The sequence below is a fragment of the Streptomyces sp. NBC_01669 genome, from assembly GCF_026339735.1.
Lineage (GTDB): Bacteria > Actinomycetota > Actinomycetes > Streptomycetales > Streptomycetaceae > Streptomyces > Streptomyces yanii.
In genome coordinates this window covers 423,258-445,955 of sequence record NZ_JAPEQG010000001.1, presented here as the reverse complement: position 1 = coordinate 445,955, position 22,698 = coordinate 423,258, and the positions used below count along the sequence as shown (strand labels likewise).

Annotated in this window: 17 protein-coding genes; 8 read left to right on the top strand and 9 right to left on the bottom strand. The window is 69.8% G+C overall.

Features of this window, described 5'->3' with window-relative positions; genetic code table 11:
- Nucleotides 1-300: 300 nt before the first annotated feature.
- The gene (locus OG972_RS02065) at nucleotides 301-2,847 is read right to left on the bottom strand and encodes an ATP-dependent Clp protease ATP-binding subunit (RefSeq protein WP_266977970.1); all 2,547 of its coding nucleotides are present in this window, start codon (nucleotides 2,845-2,847) and stop codon (nucleotides 301-303) included.
- Nucleotides 2,848-3,117: 270 nt separating this feature from the next.
- Here OG972_RS02065 and OG972_RS02060 point away from each other — a divergent pair, with 270 nt between their 5' ends.
- Both OG972_RS02060 and OG972_RS02055 read left to right on the top strand, forming a co-directional pair.
- Complete coding sequence (locus OG972_RS02060) at nucleotides 3,118-3,747, top strand: alpha-ketoglutarate-dependent dioxygenase AlkB (RefSeq protein ID WP_266977969.1); 630 nt, start codon at nucleotides 3,118-3,120, stop codon at nucleotides 3,745-3,747.
- A 104-nt stretch (nucleotides 3,748-3,851) separates the two neighbouring features.
- Complete coding sequence (locus tag OG972_RS02055; protein WP_266977968.1) at nucleotides 3,852-5,099, top strand: DUF4032 domain-containing protein; 1,248 nt, start codon at nucleotides 3,852-3,854, stop codon at nucleotides 5,097-5,099.
- A gap of 399 nt (nucleotides 5,100-5,498) precedes the next feature.
- On the opposite strand, the gene OG972_RS02050 is transcribed toward OG972_RS02055, so the two are convergent.
- The gene (locus tag OG972_RS02050; protein WP_266977967.1) at nucleotides 5,499-6,098 is read right to left on the bottom strand and encodes a DUF4232 domain-containing protein; all 600 of its coding nucleotides are present in this window, start codon (nucleotides 6,096-6,098) and stop codon (nucleotides 5,499-5,501) included.
- Nucleotides 6,099-6,451: 353 nt separating this feature from the next.
- Here OG972_RS02050 and lysA point away from each other — a divergent pair, with 353 nt between their 5' ends.
- Both lysA and OG972_RS02040 read left to right on the top strand, forming a co-directional pair.
- On the top strand, nucleotides 6,452-7,804 hold the full coding sequence (gene lysA / locus OG972_RS02045) for a diaminopimelate decarboxylase (RefSeq protein ID WP_266977966.1): 1,353 nt from the start codon (nucleotides 6,452-6,454) through the stop codon (nucleotides 7,802-7,804).
- 9 nt (nucleotides 7,805-7,813) lie between these two features.
- Complete coding sequence (locus OG972_RS02040; protein ID WP_266977965.1) at nucleotides 7,814-8,737, top strand: LysR family transcriptional regulator; 924 nt, start codon at nucleotides 7,814-7,816, stop codon at nucleotides 8,735-8,737.
- A gap of 19 nt (nucleotides 8,738-8,756) precedes the next feature.
- On the opposite strand, the gene OG972_RS02035 is transcribed toward OG972_RS02040, so the two are convergent.
- From OG972_RS02035 to OG972_RS02010, 6 genes are all read right to left on the bottom strand, one after another.
- Entirely contained in the window at nucleotides 8,757-9,602 is an 846-nt protein-coding gene (locus tag OG972_RS02035) for a serine hydrolase (protein WP_266977964.1), read from the bottom strand.
- Nucleotides 9,599-11,218, bottom strand: coding sequence for an amidohydrolase family protein (locus OG972_RS02030; RefSeq protein WP_266977963.1), 1,620 nt, complete (start codon nucleotides 11,216-11,218; stop codon nucleotides 9,599-9,601). Before OG972_RS02030 ends, OG972_RS02035 begins: the two co-directional genes overlap by 4 nt.
- The gene (locus OG972_RS02025; RefSeq protein WP_266977962.1) at nucleotides 11,218-11,991 is read right to left on the bottom strand and encodes an amino acid ABC transporter ATP-binding protein; all 774 of its coding nucleotides are present in this window, start codon (nucleotides 11,989-11,991) and stop codon (nucleotides 11,218-11,220) included. The genes OG972_RS02030 and OG972_RS02025 overlap by 1 nt, the downstream gene beginning before the upstream one ends.
- Complete coding sequence (locus OG972_RS02020) at nucleotides 11,988-12,959, bottom strand: amino acid ABC transporter permease (protein ID WP_266977961.1); 972 nt, start codon at nucleotides 12,957-12,959, stop codon at nucleotides 11,988-11,990. Before OG972_RS02020 ends, OG972_RS02025 begins: the two co-directional genes overlap by 4 nt.
- Before the next feature lie 8 nt (nucleotides 12,960-12,967).
- The gene (locus tag OG972_RS02015; RefSeq protein WP_266977960.1) at nucleotides 12,968-13,852 is read right to left on the bottom strand and encodes an ABC transporter substrate-binding protein; all 885 of its coding nucleotides are present in this window, start codon (nucleotides 13,850-13,852) and stop codon (nucleotides 12,968-12,970) included.
- Nucleotides 13,853-14,453: 601 nt separating this feature from the next.
- Entirely contained in the window at nucleotides 14,454-15,374 is a 921-nt protein-coding gene (locus OG972_RS02010; protein ID WP_266977959.1) for a LysR family transcriptional regulator, read from the bottom strand.
- 180 nt (nucleotides 15,375-15,554) lie between these two features.
- Between OG972_RS02010 and OG972_RS02005 the strand changes: the two genes are divergently transcribed.
- Genes OG972_RS02005 through OG972_RS01995 form a run of 3 tightly spaced genes read left to right on the top strand, consistent with a single transcriptional unit; the run spans nucleotide 15,555 to nucleotide 19,394 of the window.
- Nucleotides 15,555-16,352: an enoyl-CoA hydratase/isomerase family protein gene (locus tag OG972_RS02005; RefSeq protein ID WP_266977958.1), complete on the top strand. Its 798-nt coding sequence runs from the start codon at nucleotides 15,555-15,557 to the stop codon at nucleotides 16,350-16,352.
- A 49-nt stretch (nucleotides 16,353-16,401) separates the two neighbouring features.
- The gene (locus OG972_RS02000) at nucleotides 16,402-18,039 is read left to right on the top strand and encodes an acyl-CoA synthetase (RefSeq protein WP_266977957.1); all 1,638 of its coding nucleotides are present in this window, start codon (nucleotides 16,402-16,404) and stop codon (nucleotides 18,037-18,039) included.
- Nucleotides 18,036-19,394, top strand: coding sequence for an MFS transporter (locus OG972_RS01995; RefSeq protein ID WP_266977956.1), 1,359 nt, complete (start codon nucleotides 18,036-18,038; stop codon nucleotides 19,392-19,394). Before OG972_RS02000 ends, OG972_RS01995 begins: the two co-directional genes overlap by 4 nt.
- Here the strand turns inward: OG972_RS01995 and OG972_RS01990 are convergent.
- On the bottom strand, nucleotides 19,292-19,885 hold the full coding sequence (locus OG972_RS01990; RefSeq protein WP_266977955.1) for a hypothetical protein: 594 nt from the start codon (nucleotides 19,883-19,885) through the stop codon (nucleotides 19,292-19,294). The genes OG972_RS01995 and OG972_RS01990 overlap by 103 nt on opposite strands.
- 846 nt (nucleotides 19,886-20,731) lie before the next feature.
- Here OG972_RS01990 and ftsH point away from each other — a divergent pair.
- Nucleotides 20,732-22,687, top strand: a complete 1,956-nt coding sequence (gene ftsH / locus OG972_RS01985) for an ATP-dependent zinc metalloprotease FtsH (protein ID WP_266977954.1) — start codon at nucleotides 20,732-20,734, stop codon at nucleotides 22,685-22,687.
- Nucleotides 22,688-22,698 lie beyond the last annotated feature (11 nt).

Genomic DNA, 22,698 nt, shown 5'->3' with positions numbered 1-22,698 from the left:
CCGGCACGCCGGTTCACCTCGGCCGATCCCCTCAGCACACTCGCGATCTTCTCCGCGGTACCGCCTCATCGGTGACTCCGTCGCTGCCAAGTCGCCGTCGACGCAGACGACGGAGGGACGAGACCTTCGCGACGATGGCCCGCCACAACGTCAGGCGCGTACGGTTTCAGCACGGAGGTGCGACCGGCCGCTTCGCCGGGCGCCGTTGCGGCCGTTGTGCGTGGGGGCAGCGCTGTACCGACGACGCACGTGTCGTGAGGTGGCGGGCCAGGGTTGAGTTGTCCAGGACGCCGCTCGGGGTCAGCTTGCGGGGCGTTGTGGTTCTTCCTCTTTGCGGATGGCCAGCTCGCCGTCGGCGACATCGATCCGGAGGCGGCTGTGGGGCTGCAGGCTGCCGTCGAGCAGCATGCGGGAGAGCCGGTTGTCGACCTCGCGCTGGATCGTGCGGCGCAACGGGCGGGCGCCGTATTCGGGCTGGTAGCCGCGTTGGGCGAGCCATTCGACGGCGTCCAGGGTGACCTCGACGGTGACGTCCTGGGCGCGGAGCCGACGCCTGGAGTCGTCCAGCAGCATGTTGGTGATCTGCCGTAGCTGCTGGTCGGCGAGTTGGCGGAAGATCACGATCTCGTCGATGCGGTTGAGGAACTCCGGACGGAAGTGTTCGCGCAGTGGGCGCATCACCCGCTCGCGGCGGGCCTGCTCGTCGGCGTCCGCGGAGCCGGCGCCGAAGCCCATCGCGCCGCCGCTCCCGGTGATGGCCTGCGAACCGAGGTTGCTGGTCATGACGATGACGGTGTTCTTGAAGTCGATGGTGCGGCCCTGGGAGTCGGTGAGCCGCCCGTCGTCGAGCACCTGCAGCAGGATGTTGAAGACGTCGGGGTGCGCCTTCTCGACCTCGTCCATGAGCAGCAGCGAGTAGGGGTTCCTGCGTACCGCTTCGGTGAACTGTCCGGCCTCCTCGTGGCCGACGTAGCCGGGGGGAGCGCCGACCAGGCGGCTGACGGTGTGCCGTTCCTGGTACTCGCTCATATCGAGGCGGATCATCCGGTCCTCGCTCCCGAAGAGTGCCTCCGCGAGCGCGCGAGCGAGTTCGGTCTTGCCGACGCCGGTGGGGCCGAGGAAGAGGAAGCTTCCGATCGGGCGGCCGGGGTCGGACAGGCCGGCCCGCGAGCGCAGGACGGCGTCGGCGACGGCGGTCACCGCCTCGTCCTGGCCGATGACGCGCTGGTGCAGATGTTGCTCCAGGTTCAGCAGCCGGTCCCGCTCCTCCTGGGTGAGGCTGCTGACGGGAATTCCGGTCTGGCGGGACACGATGTCGGCGATGTCTTCGACGGTGACCTCCGCGACATGGCTGCGCGGCTGCGGCGTGTGGTCTGCCTTGCCGATCCGCTGTTCGAGGTCGGCGAGCCGGTCACGCAGCTCGGTCGCCCGCTCGTACTGCTCGGCGGCGACGGCCTGGTCCTTGTCCCGTGTGAGTTGCTCGACTTCGCGTTCCAGGGCGCGGATGTCGGTGCCGCGGGTGGAGGCGCGCAGCCGGATCCGTGCGCCGGCCTGGTCCATGAGGTCGATCGCCTTGTCGGGCAGATAGCGGTCGGTGAGGTAGCGGTCGGACAGCTCGACGGCGGCGAGCAGCGCCTCGTCGGTGTAGCGGACCTGGTGATGGGCTTCGTACCGGTCCTGGAGACCCCGCAGGATCTCGACGGCGTCCGCCGGGCTGGGCTCGGGCACCAGAACCGGCTGGAACCGGCGGGCAAGCGCGGCGTCCTTCTCGATGTAGCGGCGGTACTCCTCGAGCGTGCTGGCTCCCACGACATGGAGTTCGCCGCGGGCGAGCGCGGGCTTGAGCATATTGCTCGCGTCCATCGGGCCGCCCTCGGAGCCGCCGCCCGCCCCGACGACGGTGTGCAGTTCGTCAATGAAGACGATCAGCTCGCCCGAATGGGCGCGGATTTCGTCGATGAGGCCGGTGAGTCGTTCCTCGAAGTCCCCACGGAAGCGGGTACCGGCAACGACTCCTGAGAGGTCGAGCTGGATGACGCGCCGATCGTGCAGGATGTCCGGCACGTCGCCGTCCGCGATGCGCTGGGCCAGTCCCTCGACGATGGCGGTCTTGCCCACTCCGGCTTCGCCGATCATGACGGGATTGTTCTTGCCTCGGCGGGCGAGGACCTCAATGGTCTGCTCGATCTCCACGTCACGGCCGATGACCGGGTCAATACGGCCCTCCCGGGCCAGGTCGGTGAGGTCGCGGCCGAACTTGTCCAGGTTGGGGGTGTTTCGCTCGCCGGGGCCGGTACGCTGGCCGGCGCTGCTGGGCACGGGCCCGAGACCGTCCCGGGCACCGGCGGGCGGCGAGAAGTGCGCGGCGTTGAGCATCTGTCCCGCTGCGGAGTCGCGGTTGGCGGCGAGTGCCACCAGCACGTGTTCCGGGCCGATGTAGGAGGCGCCGGTGGAGCGCGCGATCTCATGGGCGTCGAGCAGAGCGCGCTTGACCGCCGGCGTGACGGCGATGGATTGGCTTCGCGGCCCTTCCCCGGCCTGCCGGTCGATCTCAGCAGCGAGCGCGTCGGGATCGGCGCCCGCTCGCGTGACCATGCGGCGAGTCGGCTCGGTGGTGAGCGCGGCCCGCAGGAGGTGCTCCGTGTCGAGGTCGGTACTCCCGTGCTGGGCGGCATAGGACGCTGCAACGGTGACGAGCTGCCGTGCGGGACCGCTCAACAGACGGCTGAAGTCGATGCGCCGAGGGTCGGGCGGCTCCCCACCCTGTCCGGTGCCGAGAAAGTGCGAGAGGAAGTCTCCGAGGGGGTCCGGACCGTGGTCCTCGGGACCCTGATGGCCGTCGGTCATGGGTATCCGTCCCCGTGGCCCGGCCGGACCGGGTCACGCTGTCTCAGTGCACGTGCAGCCGTGTTGACGCGGTCCCGCAAGTCCGGCGTGACCGCAGACAGCCGCAACCCCACTTGACCCAATTTAGACGATATAGGCGCTATGTGTCTGTAATCGGGACCAAGGGGCAGCGGGGTCGAGGGGTGTGCGCTGCGCATTCATCCGCTGTTCCCGGTGCGTACGGAATCTTCTCTAATAGCGCACATGTTCGAATGTGGGTAAGCTGCACACATGGCACCGCACCAGCTCCAGGGGTCCCTGTTCGATCAGGGCGACGAGGCGTTTTTGCGCCCACTGGACGGGCTCCGCAGAACAGGGCTCGACGACGGCGCCTGGATCGACCTCCTGCCGGGCTGGCTGTGTGGCGCCGACGCCCTGTTCGAACAGCTGGCCGCGGACGTTCCCTGGAAGGCCGAGCGACGGCAGATGTACGAGCGGGTCGTGGACGTCCCGCGCCTGCTCGCCTTCTACCGTGCCGGCGAACCGCTGCCGCACCCCGTCCTCGACGAGGCGCGGCAGGCGCTCTCCACGCACTACGCCGCCGAGCTCGGCGAACCCTTCACAACAGCCGGCCTGTGCCACTACCGCGACGGGCGCGACAGCGTGGCCTGGCACGGCGACCGCATCGGCAGGGGTGCACGCGAGGACACGATGGTCGCCATCCTGTCCGTGGGGGCGCCCCGCGACCTGCTGCTGCGCCCGTGCCGCGGCGGCGATGTCGTCCGGTGGTCGCTCGGACACGGCGACCTGATCGTGATGGGCGGTTCCTGTCAGCGGACCTGGGAGCACGCCATCCCCAAGACCGCTCGGGCCGTGGGAGGGCGCATCAGCATCCAGTTCCGGCCGCACGGGGTGCAGTGACCGCTCCCGACCAGAGTGCGTACGCTTCCGTCCCCCTTGGTCACGGGGCGCGCGACTCGCTACGTCACACTGGTGGTCCCGTCACCGAACCAGCGAGGCGACCGATGGCTTTGCAGTTCAGCGCCACCAACCCCGAACACCCCGCGTTCCTCCTCGAACTGCCCTGGCACCTACCGCTCGAAGAATGGGCGGAGAAGCATCTGGTGACGCTGCCGCGCGGCATCTCCCGCCACGTCGTGCGCTACGCACGAGCGGGGGCCGACGTGGTGGCCGTCAAGGAGCTTGCCGAACGGCCGGCGGTACGCGAGTACGAGCTGTTGCGCACCCTGGCCCGGCTCGGGATACCCGCGGTGGACCCACTCGCGGTGGTTACCGGGCGCACCGGCACCGACGGGGGACCGCTGGAGCCGGTGCTGATTACTCGTCATCTCAACGGGTCCCTGCCCTACCGCTCGATGTTCGAGACGACGATGCGCCCGACCACCGTGCACCGGCTCATGGACGCACTCGCCGTACTGCTGGTCCGGCTGCACCTGGCGGGCTTCGCCTGGGGCGACTGCTCTCTGTCCAACACACTCTTCCGCCGGGACGCCGGCGCCTACGCCGCCTACCTTGTGGATGCGGAGACCGGCGAGGTACACAGCCAACTCAGCACAGGGCAGCGTGAATACGACATCGATCTGGCCCGGGTGAACATCAGCGGAGAGATGCTGGACCTGGAGGCCGCGGGTGCGCTCCATCCCTCGGTGGATCCGATCGCTTTCGGCGCCGAGATCTGCCAGCGGTACGAGGAGCTGTGGAGTGAGCTGACTCGTACTTCGGTCTATCCGGCCGGCCAGTATCACTACATCGAACGTCGCATGCGTCGGCTCAACGACCTCGGCTTCGACGTCGCCGAGATGCAGATCGCCAACTCCCCGAACGGCGACACGATCACGTTCGTCCCCAAGGTGGTCGACGCAGGCCATCATCAACGCCAACTGCTGCGCCTCACCGGGCTCGACGCCGAGGAGAACCAGGCCCGACGACTCCTCAACGACCTTGAGAGCTGGATGGCGACACAGGAGGACTACGCGCCGGGCGACCCGCTCGGCGCCCGTGCGGAGGTGCTTGCGCACCGCTGGGTCCGCGAGGTGTTCAGACCTACGGTACGTGCTGTTCCGCGGGAACTCCGGAGCTCCATGGACCCGGCCGAGCTCTATCACGAACTGTTGGAACACCGGTGGTACATGTCCGAGCGCGCACAGCTGGACATCGGTCTGGAGGCGGCCGTGGCGGACTACATCACCAGTGTTCTCCGTCGCCCCGAGACGGAAGTGCCGTCGGCGAGCGATTCCCCGTCATCGGCGTGAACCCGTCGACCGGGGAGAGGCACACCTCTTGTGCCGGGAGGGGCATCAGCTCTCCCCGGCGCCATCGGCCACATTCCCTCGTGGGGTGGGAGAAGCAGTCTGCTGTGAAGGTGAGCGAGGGCGATTCGACGGCTGGTTCGCCGACGTGGGAACGGCCTCCGGAACTCGGCTGTCGAGATCGACGCCGTTCAAGTCCATCGAGCGCAGGTCCGCGCCGCGGACGGTACAGGCCTGCTCGATCGCAGCCATCTCCATCGCAGGCAAGAACAGGGGTCGGCCGACAGTTGAGGCCGACCCCGCGTCGAAGTACCTGTGGGGCGGATGCGGCGCCGAGGGTGCCGGGGCATGCCGGAACGCGGCCCGTCCCCACGAGGGCCACCCCGGCCGGTCGCCCTTCCGTCAGCCGCTCACCGCTGTCGTCCTGAAGAGGCCGCCGCAGATGAGGGGCTGGGTGGTGCGCAGGGTCAGGGCTTCCCGGGAACCGGGCGGGTAGACCCGGAGAAAGTCGGGCCGGTCCCAGCACTCCGAGCCGTTGATCCCGCGGTTGAGGGTGTGCAGGGTGACTTCGGCCGAGCCGCCGGCCCCGATGACGGTGGCCCGGCCCGCGGCGCCCTCGCGGTCGGCGGGTGCGCCGATCACGCTGCCGTCGCGCCTGATCAGGGAGACCCCGGGGAAGCCGGTCAGGGTGCAGGAGTCCGAGGACTTGTTCACCAGCGTGAGCCGGTAGTGGATCTGGCCCGCACCCGCGTCGCCCTGCCTCAGGCTCATGGTCAGCTCCTCGGTCGTGCAGCGCCCCGGACCGCTGCCGGTGGCCGGGGCGGACGTGGCAGCCGAGGCGCTCGGAGTGGCGGCCCTGGTGGGAGCGGGCTCGCCCGGGGCGATGGGCGCATCCGGGGCGGTGCTGCCGGGGGCGGACCTGCTCGATCCCGCGGGCTCGGCCGAGGGGGAGGCGCCGTCGGCGCAGCCGGTGGCGCCCACGGCGAGGGACGCGACCGCCACCGGGACGAGGGCGTACCGGCGGAGCCCGCGCCCCCTGCCGGCCGGTCCGCGCCCCCGCGGACGGAAGGATCGTGGGGACAATGGGGTGATGGTTCGCGGAGTGGAGTCCATGGTTCTCGCCTGCTCGCTTCCGTGCCCCCTGAATCAACGTCACCGGATCGGACTTCGTCATCGACGGAGGACTGATCACAACCTTGTGACGGAACTTCCCCGGCCCGGCACGAGGCCCTTCCCACGACCCTCGACGCGGCCTGAGCGTCGAAACTCATGAGGCTCAGCCACAGAAGAATGCGCTTTTGTGACCCCTTCTGCAGGCCGCAGGATGGCGGAGAACCGGCCTGCGGGGAGGAACCATGTCGTCAGCCATCGAAACGGGTCTGCTGCCCTTCACTTCCGAGATCCGCTCTGAAGGGCTCGCCGTCGGAGGCGTCCTGCTCACCGAACTGGCGCGGCGTTTGGGAACACCGCTCTTCGTGTACGACGAGGAGCACCTTCGCCGACGCTGCCGGGAGGCGGTCGCTGCCTTCGGCCAGGGCAACGTCGCGTACGCCTCCAAGGCATTCCTGTGCACGGCCATGGCCCGACTGGCCCACGAGGAGGGGCTGTTGCTCGATGTGGCCTCCGGCGGCGAGCTGCGGGTGGCGCTGCACGCGGATGTTCCGGCCGGACGGATCGTGCTGCACGGCAACAACAAGGACGAGGCGGAGCTGCGCACGGCGATGTCAGCCGGGGTGCACCACGTGGTGGTCGACAGCTTCGACGAGATGGACCGCATCGAGCGCCTGCACGCCGAGGAGCAACTGCCGCCCACCCGGGTACAGTTGCGGGTGGCGCCCGGTGTCGCCGCAGGCGCACACGAGGCGATCCGCACCGGTGGCAACGACTCGAAGTTCGGCTTCGGCCTCGTCGGCGGAACCGCCGCGGCCGCAGTGCGGCGGGCCGCCGGTTCCCCGGCGATGATCCTGGAGGGCGTCCACGCGCATGTGGGCTCCCAGGTGCTGGACACGTCGGAGCTCGCGGCAGGAGCCGCGGCCGTTGCGCGGTTCGCCGTGGAGGCCCGGGTACACCGGCTCACCGTCGGTGGCGGCCTCGGTGTCGCGTACGAGGCGGGGCAGACCGTACCCTCGTTCGCCGACTGGGCGGCCGGGGTGCGCACCGCGGTGCTCGATGCGGGCTGGGGCGGCGACGTGACAGTGGAGCCGGGCAGGTCCATCGCCGCCCGCGCGGGGCTGACCCTCTACCGGGTGGGCACCATCAAGCGCATCGAGGGCGTGCGGACATACGTCAGCATCGACGGCGGCATGAGCGACAATCTGCGCCCCGCCCTGTACGGCAGCCGCTACGAGGTGTTCCTGCCGCGCCGCCCCCGCGCACCGCGACCGCTGCGGGCACGGCTGGTCGGCAAACACTGCGAGAGCGGCGATGTGATTGTCGACGACGCCGCCCTGCCGGCCGAGCTCGCGGTAGGTGATCTCCTGGCCACGCCGGTCACGGGCGCATACGGATATGCCATGGCGTCCAACTACAACAAGTTGCCGCGTTCCGCTGTCGTCTTCGTGTCCGATGGCCGTGCCCGCACCGTGGTGCGCCGGGAGACCGAGGAGGACCTGCTGCGCCTGGACGTGGACGAGCCCGCCGGGCCCGTCGCGCCGCCGGCGACGGTAGGGTCGGGTGCCGGGGCGGCGCGGTGCGTCGGCAGGGCCTAACCTGACCCGATGCTGAACAGTGCTCGACTGCTCGTCCTGCTGGAAATAGCCCGCACGGGCACCATCGTGGCCGCGGCCCAGGCGCTGCATCTGAGCCCGTCCGCCGTCTCCCATCAACTCGCCCGGCTGGAGCAGGAGCTCGCGGTGGCGTTGGTGGAACGTCAGCCGCAGAGCCTGCGGCTGACGGCGGCCGGTGTGCGACTGGCCGAGCACGCACAGGCTGTCGCCGACCTGATGGCCATCGCACAGGACGATCTGCGGGCGCACTCCGAAGGCGACGCCGGGGTACTGCGGCTGGGCTTCTTCGCTTCATCGGGCCTGGAGCTGCTTCCCCGGGCGCTGTCGGTCTTCGCTGCCGAGCGGCCCCAGATCGAGTTGGAGCTGATCCTGGGGCAGCCGCACGAGCTGGTGCCCGATCTGGAGGCGGGCCGGCTGGATGCGGCGGTCGTCTTCGAGCATCCGCTGGACCCGTGGTGCCGGCAGGCGGCCGTGGACGTGGAGATGTTCTTCGACGAGCCGCAGCTGGTGGTCCTTCCTTTGCGGCACCGCCTCGGGCGGCGCACCGCGGTCCGGCTCGCCGCTCTGGAGGGGGAGAGCTGGATCGGTACGCGCGGCGGCCACACCGGCGAACCGGTCCTGGAACGTGCGTGTGCGGCCGAGGGGTTCCGGCCGCGGGTCCGCTGCCGCAGCGATCACTACCAGGTCACGATCAACCTGGCGCGCGCGGGCATGGGTATAGCGCTGGTCCCGGCCCTCGGGCTCGGCGACACCACGGGTGTGCACGTCTGCCGCCTGGACCATCCCCGACTGCACCGGCGGATCGGGGTCGCTACCCGGCCCACCAACCGCAACCCGCTGCTGCGGATCTTCCTCGCGGAGCTGCGGTCGGCCGCCGAGGAGATCCGGTCGCTGCTGGATACGCAGTGGGCCTGACCGGTGGGGCCTACCGCTCTCATTCGCCCGCGCGGCGTCGGGCACACGCCGCGAGGGTGCGGCCGACGTCCCGGATGGCACGCACCGCGGCGCTCTCCGTGCTGGGGCCCAGCACCGGGTCCCAGTGCGCCACCACCGCGTACGCCAGCCGGCGCGCACCGACGATGACTCCGGCATCGGCGCGGACCCCGGTGTCGGTGCCGGTCTTGTTGGCCACCAGAAGCCTGTCGGGCAGGGGATTCGGGAAGCCGGGGGCGTACGGGTCGTGGTCCACCAGGGCGGGGACCAGGCCGTGGTCGGTGTTGGCGCGCATCCATTGCAGGAGCCGTGTGGAGGCTGCCGGGGAGCTCAGCGTGCCGCGCATCGCATGAGTCACCAGCCGTGCCAGGCCCCGTGCGGTGCCGGTGGCGAAGACGGGCGGCACATCAGGGCCCCGGATGTCACGGACCTTGTCGTGCAGTGTGAGGCGGTCGAGCCCGAGTTCCTCCGCCAGCCGGGCCGTGGACTCACGCCCCACCAGACGGAGCAGCGCGTTGGTGGCGGTGTTGTCGCTGACCGAAGCGGTCAGCCAGGCCAGATCCTCGACGGTCCAGCCGCGCCTGCTCATCCGGCGCAGCACCCCGCTCCCGGCCGCCATGTCCTCGTCGAGGACCTCGACGGGCCGGTCGGCGAGCAGCTCCCCCGTGTCCAGCCGACGCGAGACCTCGGCGAGCAGCAGCAGCTTCGAGGCGGACGCGACCGGCAGCACGGTGCACTCGTCGGCCCCCGCCGTCTCGCCGCCGTCGATGTCGACGGCGGCGACGGCCAGGGTGAGCGGTAGCGCGGCCGAACGCCGCACCGCCGCGGCCACTTGGGCCAGACTCATCGGATCCTCACCACTTCCCCCGCCCGCGCCGCGGTCGGGCAACCGCCCCTCACCGCGACCTGTCCCGCCACCACGACGGTATCGATGCCTTCGGGCGCCAGCAGCGGTCGGTCGGAGGTGGCGGTGTCACGTACCGACGCCGGGTCGAGGACTACCAGATCGGCGAGGGCGCCGTCGCGGACCACACCGCGGCCGGTGAGCCCGAACCGCCGGGCCGGCAGACCGGTCATCTTGTGCACCGCGTCCTCCAGCGGCATCAGCTGCTGGTCGCGGCCGTAGTGGCCGAGTACGCGGGCGAAACTTCCCGCCCAACGAGGGTGCGGGCGACCGGGTTTGGGGACGCCGTCCGAGCCGATCATCGACAGCGGGCTGGCGAGCACCCGCCGCACGTCGTCCTCGCGCATGGAGTGACTGATGATGGTCACCTCGCCCTGCTCGGCCAGCAGCAGGTCGCACGCGTAGTCGACCGGGTGGACGCCGCGCCCGGCGGCGAGGTCGGCGATGGTGCGGCCCTCGGCCTCCGGGTGCGCCTGCGCGGCGGCCACGCTGATGAGGTCCCAGCCACCGTTGCCCACCGTGTTCTCCCACCCCTTGACGCCCTGAGCGATGTCCGTCCGGATCCGGTGGCGCGTATCGGCCCGGCGCAGTCGTTCCAGCAGGGCGCCGACGCCGCCCTCGCTCGTCCATGGTGGCAGCATGGCGTGCAGGACGGTGCTGCCCGCGGTGTACGGGTAGACGTCGCACAGCACGTCCACCCCTTCGGCTCGGGCCTGTTCCAGCCGAGGAAGGGTGCGCAGCGTGGCGCCCCAGGCGTACCGGCCCGCGGTTTTGTGGTGGGAGATCTGCAGCGGGGCGCCGGAGCGCACCGCGATCTCCAGGGCTTCCTCCAGGGCGGTCTCCACCTGTGACATCTCGTCGCGCAGATGGGTGACGTATGGCTTGCCGTGACGCGCGGCGACTCTGGCCAGCGCGACGATCTCCTCGGTGTCGGCGTAGATGCCGGGCGGGTAGATCAGCCCGGTGGACAGGCCGGCCGCACCCTGGCTGAGCGCCCGGTCGAGCAGCGCACACATGGTGTCCAGCTCGTCGGGCCGGGGTGGGCGGGCCTCGAAGCCCATGACCCCGGCGCGCAGCGTGCCGTGGCCGACGAGCGAGGCGATGTGGGTGCGGCGCAGGGCAGGATCCTGTCCGGCGGCGAATGAGTCGAAGTCCGCTGCGGGCCGGACAGTTCCGAGCCCGAACGTCACCCTGAGATGGTCGGTGAGTGAAGGCAGCCGTTCCGGTAGCGAAGGGAACAGGCTCGTCCCGCAGTTGCCGCAGATCTCCGTGGTGACGCCCTGGAGCAGTGGTGCGAGGCGAAGGTCGTCGACCGGCTTCGCGGCGCCGTCGGCGCCGTGGGGTGCCGCGAGGGCGTCGGAGTGCGTGTGCACATCGATGAAGCCGGGCGCGATGACCTGGCCGGTCACATGCAGCGTCTCGGTCGCCGCGGCCGGGGTGCCCGCGGGAAGCACGGCGACCCGTCCGTCCACGATCGCGATATCCGCCTTCCTGGAGGGCGCGCCGGTTCCGTCGACCAGTGTGCCGCCGCGCAGCAACAGATCCACAGGGCGGCCCATCACAGCACCGTCGACAGGAAGGCACGCGTGCGCTCGTGCCGCGGCTCGGTGAACAGAAGCTTCGGGCTCCCGGCTTCGACGACGGCACCCTGATCCATGAACAGGACACGGTCGGCGACCTCGCGGGCGAAGCCCATCTCGTGGGTGACCACGACCATCGTCATACCGCTGCGGGCCAGGTCGCGCATGACGCCCAGCACCTCGCCGACGAGTTCGGGATCGAGAGCGGAGGTGGGTTCGTCGAAGAGCATGAGTGCCGGCTCCATGGCCAATGCACGGGCGATCGCCACACGCTGCTGCTGCCCGCCGGACAGCTGCCCCGGGTAGTGGCCCGCCCGGTCCGCAAGACCGACACGGTCCAGCAGCTCCCGGGCCTGCTTCTCGGCCTGCGCACGGGAGAGACCCTTGACGGCGACGGGCCCCTCCATCACGTTCTGCACCGCCGTGCGGTGCGGGAACAGGTGGAACCGCTGGAACACCATGCCGATCCGCTCGCGCTGGCGTCGGATGTCACGGGGGCGCCGCTCGCGCAGGACGCGCCCGGACGGGCCGTGCTGCTCGTAGCCGATCAGCTCACCGTGCATCCACACCCGCCCCGCGTCGATCTGCTCAAGGTGATTGAAGCAGCGCAGCAGCGTCGACTTCCCGGACCCGGAAGGGCCTATGACGCACAGCACCTCACCGCTGCGGACATCGAGATCGATGCCCCTCAACACCTCGGTGTCACCGAATCGCTTACGGACCCCACGGGCCCTGAGGATCACCTCGTTCATGTCGCCGCCTCCTTCCTGTCACGCCCGGGTACGAGATTCGTCAGGATTCTGCGCCGCAGCGGCGGGGCGGCGCCCGGGCTGTAGCGGCGTTCGACGGCATGCTGGCCGATGCTGGCGAGCGTGGTGAGCACCAGGTACCAGAGGGAAGCCACCAGCAGCAGCGCCACCACCTCGAAATTGGCGAGGTAGAGGTGCTGGGAGACGGTCATCAGATCGGCGCCCGCGATGACAGAGACCAGTGAGGTCGTCTTGAGCATGGAGATGAACTGGTTGCCGAACGGCGGGATGATGACCCTCATCGCCTGCGGAAGGATGATGCGGGACAGGATCTGACGGTTCGACATGCCGATGGAAGCACCCGCCTCGCGCTGGCCGGGGTCCACGCTCTGAATGCCTGCCCGAACGATCTCGGCCGTGTAGGCCCCCTCGTTGATGGAGAGGCCGAGCAGGGCCGCCACGAAGCCGGTGATGACCTGGTTGGACTGCCAGCTGACGAGTTTCGGGCCGTCGAACGGGACACCGATGCTGATCACCGGGAACAACAGGGCCAGGTTGAACCAGAAGATGAGCTGGACCAGCAGCGGGGTGCCCCGGAAGAACCAGGTGTAGGCACCGGCGGTGAGACGCAGAACCGGACTGTCGGAGAGCTGCATCACCGCGACGAGTACCCCGATGACGATGCCGAGAGCCATCGAGACGAGCGTGAGCTGAATGGTCACCCCGAGGCCCTTGAGGATCACGCCGTCGAACTGGTACTTGGCGACGATGTCCCAGTGCAGGTTGGGATTGACGATGACGGTGTAGGCGAGCCACACCGCGAACAGTGCGGCGGCGAGGACCGCCAGCCAGCGTCCGGGACGGGGGCGCCGGGTCACCTGGAGGGAGAGGTCGTCCTCCGGTGGCGTAACGGCGGTGGGGGCTGTCGGTGCCGCGCCGAGGGCGGCGCCCGGCATCTTCCGGTCGGTCATGTCCGTACTCACTGCCCGTCGTTGACGGTGGCCTCGGGCACGGCGCTGTCGCCGACTCCCCAGGTGTCGAGGATCTTCCGGTAGCCGCCGTTGTCGATCAGTTCCTGCAGGGCCTTTCGGACGGCGTCGCGCAGTCCGCCCTGGCTCTTCGCGGCCGCGATGCCCCAGGGGGCGGTGCCGTACTGCGTCGGCAGAACCTCGTACGCGCTGCTCTTCTTTGTGAACGTCCTGGCAACGGGATAGTCGACGATGGTCGCGACCGCGCGGCCGCTGTCCAGTTGCAGCAGCCCGGTCGGCGCGTCCTCGCTCTGCGATATCCGCATCTTCTGCTTGCACTTGGCGTTCTGCTCCTCGCCGATGTGGAGGTTCGAGCTGCCCTTGGCGAGAACGACGGTCTTTCCGCACAGGTCCGTGAGGGACTTGATGCCCTGCGGGTTGCCGTTCTTCGTCATGATGACGCCGCCGGTACGGAAGTAGTCGACGAAGTCGACCGCCTGGCGCCGCTGAGCACTGTCTGTCATGGACGACATGACCAGGTCGAAGCGACCGGACTCCAGACCGGGGATCAGCCCGTCGAAGGCGGCGTTGGTGAGTTCGAGCTTCAGCTTCAGCCGCTCGGCGATGGCCTTGGCCAGGTCGGGGTCGACACCCGTCAGCCGGGTGGTCCCGGGCTCGTACATCTCCATCGGCGGATATCCCACCGCGGTAGCCACCCGCAGCACACCCTTCTGCCGGTACTGCGCGGGGAGCAGCTCGGCTGCAGTCCGCCCAGTGGCGGCCTGCGAGGAACTGCCGGACGGGGCGTCGCCCTGGCCGGAGCGTCCACATGCGGTGGCCGCGAGAGCCACCACGGCCAGGGCTGCCAGACAGCGCAGAGAACGGGGACGATTCATCGGATTTCTCCCTCACGGGGTGGCGGTGCGCCGATGCTGGCAGTCGCGCCCGGGTGAATGGAAGATGATGAAGCTATTCATGCCTGACCATCGAAATCTGTACGGGTCCGAATCCCTGCGGATGAGGCCCCCGAACGGGAAAATGTGCATGCCACGCGGGCCAGAGTGTCGAGACCTTGTTCCGAATTGAGAGCCCCGGCCGGTGCCATGCGTCCGTCCTGCTTCGGACTGGCGACGACGGATCGAACTCGGTTCAGAGTCAGTTGGCCATCCACCTTGCCGTCAGCTCCGACCCACGCACCGCCGTTGTGGGATGCCGGCCCGTGGCCGACAACACAGCATGACAAACCCCTGGGCTGCGGGGGAGTGGCACTCGACACGTTGCGGCGGTCTCGTGCATATGTGTTGGTCGAGTCGTCGGAGGTGAGGTCCGTGGCGCACTGCAGTCAAAGTCACCGGACGGAGGAGAAGCACGTGGCCGCACCCATGAAAGCCCGGAGACCATCGGGTGCCTGCCGACGGGGGCGCCCGCTGCCCGGTCTGCCGCCACGTGTCCGGTGGCGGCCCCAGCCCCCTTCGGCCGGGCAGCCGTTGCGGTGTGTCATCCGCCCAGGGCCGTGTCCGCGATGTGGTGGCCGGCCTCGGCGAGGCTCTCCGAGACTGCTTCGGCGAACGAGGCGATCGTCTCGTTGTGGCGGCTCGGCACCCACACCACCGAGGTCAGCCACGCCAGCGTGTCCCTCTCCAGCGGCCGCCACACAAGCCCGTCGATGAGCGGTGTCGCCGGGGCCTCATTGAGGTGGATGCCGCGCCCCGCGAGCACCAGCCCGTGCACGAAGTTGGGATTGCGCGCGTGCCTGATCGATCCGGGCAGGAAACCCTCGTCCCGGCAGATGGTGAGCATGTGGTCGTAGAGGCGCGGCGCCATCGCGCGCGGGAAGATGACCAGTGGTGCCCCGTCGAGGTCCCTCAGCCGGACTGCGCCGCCGCCCGCCGCCGCGGCATGGTCCGCCGGCAGTACGACGCCCAGTTCGCGCCGCGCCACAGGTCCCGATTCCAGGCCCACCGTGTCCGACGGGTGCCGTACCACCCCGGCATCCAGCTCACCCTCGCGCAGCCGGGCCAGTTGTTCGTCGGTGGTGAGCTCATGGAGGTCGATCAGCACATCGGGCACCCGGTCGGCGAAACCGGCGGTGAGGGTCCGCAGCACTGTCGGGCCGGTGTCGGGCGGTACGCCGACACGCAGCACACCTGCCTCGCCGGGACGAATCCTGCGCATCGCCTCGCGCGCGGTGTCCACCCCTGCGAGTACCGGCCGCACATGCTCCAGGAGCAGCGCCCCGGCCTCGGTCAGCTGGACGCGGTGCCGCGTCCGGTCGAACAGCCGTACCCCGAGTTCGCGCTCCAGGTCGCGGATGCGCTGCGACAGCGGCGGCTGGGCCATGTGCAGACGTTCCGCCGCCCGGCCGAAATGCAGTTCCTCGGCAAGGACGGCGAAGTAGCGCAGGTGACGGAGCTCCATGAGCGGACCATATCGCTCCGATATCACCGCCAGTCCCAATTGGTGTTGGCCGGATCACATCCCTCCCTGTTTGCATGACTGCTCACGGGAAGCCCGCTCGCGGACACCCGCCAGTAACTCCGGCTCCCCGGCGGCCTCGCCGCCTTCTTCCCCTGCCCATCGCGAGAAAGGCAAGCCGTCATGACCGAGAACAGCACCGTCGTCGTCACCCACCACCCGGTGACGGACACAGCCGCCCATGCCTACGTTGCCGAGGTCACTCTCAACCGTCCTGACAAGCTCAACGCCTGGACCGGCGGGATGCGGAGCCGACTGGTCGCGGCGCTCGACGCGCTGGGGGACGACGAGCGCTGTCGCGCGGTCGTTCTCACCGGCGCCGGGCGCGCGTTCTGCGCCGGTCAGGACCTCGCCGAGACCGCGGCGATCGACCCCGACGACCACGCGGCCGCCGAGGCATGGATCGACGACTTCGGCCGCCTCTTCCGCGCCGTACGCGGCCTGGACAAGCCGGTCGTCGCCGCAGTCAACGGTGTGGCAGCGGGCTCGGGTTTCCAGTTCGCCCTGCTCGCCGACTTCCGCATCGGCCACGCCGCCGTCCGGATGGGGCAGCCGGAGGTGCTGTCGGGCATCCCCAGCATCACCGGGATCTGGGCCATGCGGGGCATCCTCGGCCGGGCGAAGACCGCCGAGTTCGCGCTCGGCGGCCGCCTCGTCGACGGCACCGAGGCTGAGCGGCTCGGTCTCCTCACCCGTCTCGTCGCACAGGACGAGGTCAAGCCGGAAGCGCTGGCCGAGGCGGCCCGGCTCGCCGCACTCCCGCCCGGCGCGGTCGCCCTCACCAAGGGCCGGCTCCGCGAGCTGGACGACGCGGGCCTCGACGACGCGATCGAGGCGGCCAAGAAGGTGCATACCGCCGCCTACGCAACGGGTGAGCCCCAGCGCGAGATGGCCCGTTTCCTGGCCGGCCGCCGCCGCTGAGTCCGCCGTACCCGCGTCCCCGCCCCTCATCCGCAGGAGAGGAACCCCCATGACCACCAGCGTCACGCCGCATACCGGCGCGGCCTCCGACGGCGAGAGCGCCTACCGCCGTCTCGTCGAAGAACACCGGTGGACCGTCCCCGACCGGTACAACATGGCCGCCGATGTCGCCGACCGTCATCCCGGCGACCGGCTCGCGCTCGTCTTCGAAGACCACACCGGTCACCGCGAAGAGGTCGTCTGGCAGCAGATCCAGGACCGCTCCCGGCAGGTCGCCGCCCATCTGCACGCGCTCGGCGTACGCAAGGGAGACCGGGTCGCGGTGCTGCTCCCGCAGCGCCCCGACACCCCGGCGACGTACCTCGGCGTCCTGCGCACCGGCGCCGTCCTGGTGACGATGTCGCTGCTGTGGGCCGACGAACCCATCCGCTACCGGCTGGCCGATTCCGGTGCCGCCGTTCTGGTCACCGAGACCTCCGCCGTCGATCGCGCCGCCGGTTTCGGCGGCACGGTCGTCAACGTCGACGACCCGGCGATCAGTGCACTGCCCCCGGTGTACATCACGGCCGACACTGCCCCGGACGACCCGGCGCTGATCTTCTACACCTCGGGCACCACGGGTGCCGCCAAGGGCATCGTGCATGCCCACCGGACCCTGCTGGGGCACAACGAATTCCGTCACTGCCACGATCTGCGACCGGGCGACGTGTTCTACGGAGCCGGGGACTGGGCCTGGTCCATGGCCAAGCTGATGGGCCCCCTCCGCGCGGGCGCCGTGCACCTCGTGTACCGGCCGGCCGGCGGCTTCGACCCCGCCGGGCTGCTGGCCGCCATGTCCCGTAACAAGGTCACAACGGCCCTGGTCAACCCGACCTTCCTGCGTAAGATGATGCAGGATGTCCCGGATGCGGGCAGTCGTCACCCCCAGTCACTGCGGGTGGTGTGTTCTTCGAACGAGCCGCTCACCCCTGATCTCATCGAGTGGTTCCGTGCCCAGTTCGACGTCACCCTGCTGGACTACTACGGGTCCACCGAGTCCTACCCGCTGCTCGGGAACTTCCCCGGCGTACCGGTCAAGCCCGGCTCGATGGGCCGTCCGCTTCCCGGCTGGGACGTGGCGTTGATGGACGTCGACGGCCACGAGGTGCCGGTCGGGCAGCCGGGCGAGATCTGCCTGCGTGCGGGATCCAACCCTCAGTTCCCGCTGGGCTACTGGAACCGTCCCGAAGCATCGGCCGAGTCGTTCGGCGGCACCTGGTACCACACGAAGGACCAGGCCGTCATGGACGAGGACGGGTACTTCTGGTTCCTCGGCCGGACCGACGACGTCATCAAGACGTCCGGCTACCGTGTGGGGCCGTATGAGGTGGAGGCTGTGCTGCGCGGTCACCCCGCGGTCGCCGACGCCGGAGTCGTCGGCGTCCCGGACCCGGTGCGCGGACAGGCCGTCAAGGCCTGGATCGAGCTCAGCTCCGGTTACGAACCGGACGAAGCCCTGGCGCGGGACATCACCCGCTTCGCCCGCGCCGCGCACTCGCACTTCGCCTATCCGCGCCTGATCGAGTTCGTCGGAGAACTTCCCCGCTCAGCCACGGGAAAGATCCAGCGAGCCGCTCTTCGCGCCCGTGACCTCAGCCCCGTCGGCCCCGACGCCGCGGCGCCACCCCGGAAGGACGGACGGACATGACGACCGACAGTGGTGCCCCGGTGTCTCCTCCCCTGCCTGCGACGTCCGCGGTCCCCGAGACCGCCAACACCCCGGGCGTGCGCCGCAAGGTGGCCACCGCGACGGCCATCGGCAACTTCGTGGAGTGGTTCGACTCGGGCGCGTACGCCATCATGTCCGCGACCATCGCCGGGCTCTTCTTCCCTCAGTACGACAAGACCGCGGCCCTCCTCGCCACCTGGGCCGTCTTCGCCGGCGGCTTCATCGCCCGCCCCCTCGGCGCCGCGTTCTTCGGCCGCTACGGCGACCGCATCGGACGCAACCGCATGCTCGCGCTGAGTGTGCTGTGCATGAGCGGTTCGACCCTGCTCATCGGTCTGCTGCCCAGCTACGCGACGCTTGGCACCGCGGCCCCCGTGCTGCTCTTCCTGCTGAGGGCCATGCAGGGCTTCTCCACGGGCGGCGAGTACACCGGGGCCTCGGCGTTCATCATGGAGTACGCCCCCGAGGGCCGCCGGGCACGCTATGCCAGCGTGGTGCCGCTCACCGTCGGATTCGCCTCCGTCGCCGGTGCGTTGACCGGCCTGCTGATCACCTCGTCGCTCGACGAGGCGGCGCTGAACAGCTGGGGCTGGCGCATTCCGTTCCTGCTCGCCGGGCCGCTCGGTCTCATCGGCCTGTACCTTCGCAGTCGTATTCAGGACACCCCGGTCTTCCGGGCCCTGGAGAAGGGCGACGTGGTGCAGGAGGCGCCGCTGCGCGAGGCATGGCGGGTCTGCCGCCGGCAGGTACTGACCCTGTTCGGCTACAGCATCACCAACGCCGTCGGGTACTACCTGATGAGCAGCTACATGATCACCTACATGTCCGAAGAGGTCGGGTACACCAAGTCGGAGGCCATGCTCACCAGCATGGTGGCCATGCTCGCGTACAGCCTGGCCTGCCCGCTGATGGCCGCGGCCAGTGACCGGTTCGGCCGTAAACCGATGCTGCTCGTCGCGTGCGGCGGCTTCACCGTGGCCACCCTGCCCGCTTTCTGGCTGATCGGTAAGGGGCTGGCGGGCGCGATCGCGGGCACGATGGTGCTTGCCGTACTGGTCGCGGTGATCGGCACCTCCAATGTGCCCGCGATGGTCGAGATGTTCCCCGGCCAGCTGCGGGCGAGTGGTTCGGCCATCGGCTACACCGCCGCGTACGTTCTCTTCGGCGGCACCGCCCCCTTCGTCGCGACCGGTCTGGTCTCCCTGGGCGGAACTCCCCTGGCCCCCGGCTTCTACCTGATGGGGCTGGCGCTGGTGTCTGTTCTGGTGGTGCTCTTCTCCTTCCGGGAGACGCTGCGCCTGCCGCTGACACGCACCACCGTGTACGAGGAGTAGCGCCGTCCCGACGAGCGGCGGTGGCCGGCCCGGAGCTCCGGGCCGGCCACCGCCGTGTGCTCCTCGTCTTCCTGGGCGACTTGAGGGCGGTCGTGGCGGGTGGCGTGAACGATGGCGCGGTACTCCTCGACGTGTCCCTTGGCGAGGAGGCCGAAGAGCTTCGAGTCCACTCCGGAGAACGCCTCCATGCGCGGTCCGTCCAGCCGGAAGACGTGGTCGGTGCCGGAGCAGTCCTTGCCGAGCAGCTCGTGGCTGATGTCCTGGACGCTGGTACTGGTGGCGTGTTCGTAGCCCGTGAAGTGCTTTTGGCCCTGCCGATCAGTCCGGTGGTGGGCGGTTGCCTTGTCGGAACCGGTGAACGCCATGAGTCCGGCGGCTGTCGTGCCGGCGAGCACCTGTCCGAACCATGCGTAGCGTTCTGGCGGTATGTGGCAGCCAGATACCGGCTCGGGCGTCAGGTCGCCCTCGGCCGGGGGCTGGATGCCGGGCATGATGTTCTCCTGCCGGGGCCGCGTACAGGTTTGCTGCCCGCCCTCCTGTTGGACTGATCAGCCATCCCCCTCTTCCCGGGGCCTGGAGTGTGTGCACGGTCACTGTGCCATCTGTCGGAAGCTTCGTGCTGAACAGCAGGCAGGGGGTTTCGTTCCACTCGCCGACGTGGACCCCCTCCGCATCTCGGGGGAACCTCAGCCAGCTGTCGGCCGCGATCGCCGTCAGGACGATCGAGACGATCAGCCAGGTTTCCGCCCAGGCCGTGCAGACTGTTGACGGTCGCGATAGTTGTCGGGGTGGTGGGTGGGTTCGCTGCCGTGCCGTGGCCGGGACGGGCATCCGGCCGCGGCGGGCCTCCCAGTGCTGGGCCAGCCGCTAAGCCAGCCGGTCCTGGAGCAGGTCGACAGCCTGGGTGACGGTCTGCCCCGCAACGTGCGCGCGGGCAGGTGGACCGTTGACGTCCACGTTGGCCTGGGGGATCACCGGCCGCTCCGCCGTCGGGTTCGCTGTGCGGGTCAGTTTTGCCGGGCGAACAGAACCGGTTCCCGCGTCTGGCACCGAGGACGGCCTGTACCTTGTCCCGCGCGTACCCCGCCGCGTCCGGTGGCAGCTGCTCGAGGGTCTCCACCTGGACCTTGGGGGCCTGCTGGGGTGCGGGAGGACTCCTGGTCCTGGTCGGCCGGTTTCTCCGGTCGGGACCGCGCGGTGACCAGGCCCCGACACGGTGCGTTCGCTCCTGCCGGAGAAGGCGTTGATCCTGGAAGTGGGACGCCCACCTGCGATGTCTCTTCGAGTTGCGGGAACGGTCTCGCCGAGGTTCGTCCTTTCGCCAAGGGAGCCGTCCGGTGATCACATCAGTTCGTCTGTCAGGCCGGCATCTGTCACGCTCGGCCAAACCGGGGCCCCCGCGCGAGGCATCCAAGCCGCCGGCGCCTTCGCCGGGGCCTTCCTGGTCTCGCTGGCTGCTACCCGTCGCTGCGTTGGTCTTGCTGCTCGTGGTGCTGATGCGAACTCCCTCCCCCCAGGGGGGCGCGTCGCTGTCGTACAGCGAGTTCGTCGGCAAGGTGAGCGTCGGTCAGGTCAAGACAGTCGATATCGACGACAAGGGCGCCATCAAGGGAACCCTCAAGGACGGTAAGAAATTCACCACGCGGATACCCACCGCTTTGGACAACAGTCGCCTGGAGCAGCAGTTGCAGTCCAAGAACGTGGAGATCACCGCGTCCCGGAGCAGCAGCGGCAGCCCCCTCGGGACACTGCTGGTGCTGTTTCTGCCGCTTCTGTTCATCGTCGCTCTGTTCGTGTGGGCCGGCCGCCAGGCAGGAAGGACACTGGGCGGGGGGCTCAGCGCCATCGGGCGGGCCCGCGCCAAGATCATCGAGACCGAGCGGCCGACCACCCGCTTCGAGGACGTCGCGGGCTACGGGGGCGTCAAGCAGGAGATCAGCGAGATCGTCGACTTCCTGCGCAGCCCTGAGCGCTACGCGGTCGCGGGAGCCAAGGGACCACGTGGTGTGATCATGGTGGGCCCGCCGGGCACTGGTAAGACCCTCATCGCCCGCGCGGTGGCCGGTGAGGCGGAGGTCCCGTTCCTGTCGGTGACCGGCTCGGCGTTCGTGGAGATGTTCGTCGGTGTCGGGGCCTCCCGGGTGCGCGACCTGTTCGCCGAGGCGCGCAAACGGGCCCCCTCGATCATCTTCATCGACGAGATCGACGCCGTCGGCAGCCGTCGCGGCGGGGCTGCCCGGCTGGGCGGCAACGACGAACGCGAGCAGACCCTCAACCAGCTCCTCGCCGAGATGGACGGCTTCGACCAGGCCAGCGGCATCGTTGTCCTGGCCGCGACCAACCGGCCCGAGGCTCTCGACCCGGCGCTGCTGCGCCCCGGCCGCTTCGACCGGCACGTGACCGTGCCACTGCCCAACCAGGCCGAACGGGGGTCCATCCTGGCCGTCCACGCCCGCGGCAAGACCCTGGCGCCGGACGTCGACTGGGACACCGTCGCCCGGGCCACGCCCGGCTTCTCCGGCGCTGACCTCGCCAATCTGGTCAACGAGGCCGCCATCAATGCGGTCCGTGCAGGGGGTTCCGTCATCGACGCCCGGGGTCTCGGCGACGCCCGCGACCGGCTGCTCCTGGGGCGGCGGGAGTCCACCAACGCCCTGCTGCCCGCGGAACGGCACTCTGTGGCCGTCCACGAATCCGGACACGCGCTCATGGCGGCCCTGTGCGAGCACGCTGACCCGGTCGCCAAGGTCACCATCCTGCCCGCCGGGCCTTCGCTGGGTGCCACTGAGCAGCTCCCGGAGGCCGAACGGCACCTGTACAGCGAGGGCTATCTGACCGACCTGCTGACCGTCCGGCTCGGCGGCCGTGCGGCCGAGCTGGTCGTCTTCGGCGAGGGCTCGACCGGTGCCGCCGACGACCTGGCCGGCGCCACCCAGCTCGCCGCCCGCATGGTTCGCGAGTTCGGCCTGTCCCCGGCCCTCGGCCCCATCGGATACGGCTCCGGAGCCTCTCGCTACCTTGGCGGCGAGAGCACCGAAGAGACACTGCACCGGCCCTATTCCGAGCAGACCCAGCGCATCGTCGACGAGGAGACCGCCCGCCTGCTGCGGGAGGCCGAGGAACGCGCGGTGGTTCTGCTGCGCGACCACCGGGAGGCGCTGGACACCCTTGCCGGACTGCTCACCACCCGCGAGACCGTCGACGGATCCGTGGTCCTCGACGTACTCCAACAGCAACAGCGGTCGGACGGCCACCACACCGCGGCGAATGGGAAGCCGACGCCCTCGCCGTGACGCCGCGGCGA

Coding starts and splice junctions, on each gene's coding strand:
- OG972_RS02065 (WP_266977970.1), bottom strand. CDS start 2,847: ATGACCGACGGCCATCAGGGTCCCGAGGACCACGGTCCGGACCCCCTC.
- OG972_RS02060 (WP_266977969.1), top strand. CDS start 3,118: ATGGCACCGCACCAGCTCCAGGGGTCCCTGTTCGATCAGGGCGACGAG.
- OG972_RS02055 (WP_266977968.1), top strand. CDS start 3,852: ATGGCTTTGCAGTTCAGCGCCACCAACCCCGAACACCCCGCGTTCCTC.
- lysA (WP_266977966.1), top strand. CDS start 6,452: ATGTCGTCAGCCATCGAAACGGGTCTGCTGCCCTTCACTTCCGAGATC.
- OG972_RS02040 (WP_266977965.1), top strand. CDS start 7,814: ATGCTGAACAGTGCTCGACTGCTCGTCCTGCTGGAAATAGCCCGCACG.
- OG972_RS02035 (WP_266977964.1), bottom strand. CDS start 9,602: ATGAGTCTGGCCCAAGTGGCCGCGGCGGTGCGGCGTTCGGCCGCGCTA.
- OG972_RS02030 (WP_266977963.1), bottom strand. CDS start 11,218: ATGGGCCGCCCTGTGGATCTGTTGCTGCGCGGCGGCACACTGGTCGAC.
- OG972_RS02025 (WP_266977962.1), bottom strand. CDS start 11,991: ATGAACGAGGTGATCCTCAGGGCCCGTGGGGTCCGTAAGCGATTCGGT.
- OG972_RS02020 (WP_266977961.1), bottom strand. CDS start 12,959: ATGACCGACCGGAAGATGCCGGGCGCCGCCCTCGGCGCGGCACCGACA.
- OG972_RS02015 (WP_266977960.1), bottom strand. CDS start 13,852: ATGAATCGTCCCCGTTCTCTGCGCTGTCTGGCAGCCCTGGCCGTGGTG.
- OG972_RS02010 (WP_266977959.1), bottom strand. CDS start 15,374: ATGGAGCTCCGTCACCTGCGCTACTTCGCCGTCCTTGCCGAGGAACTG.
- OG972_RS02005 (WP_266977958.1), top strand. CDS start 15,555: ATGACCGAGAACAGCACCGTCGTCGTCACCCACCACCCGGTGACGGAC.
- OG972_RS02000 (WP_266977957.1), top strand. CDS start 16,402: ATGACCACCAGCGTCACGCCGCATACCGGCGCGGCCTCCGACGGCGAG.
- OG972_RS01995 (WP_266977956.1), top strand. CDS start 18,036: ATGACGACCGACAGTGGTGCCCCGGTGTCTCCTCCCCTGCCTGCGACG.
- OG972_RS01990 (WP_266977955.1), bottom strand. CDS start 19,885: ATGCCCGGCATCCAGCCCCCGGCCGAGGGCGACCTGACGCCCGAGCCG.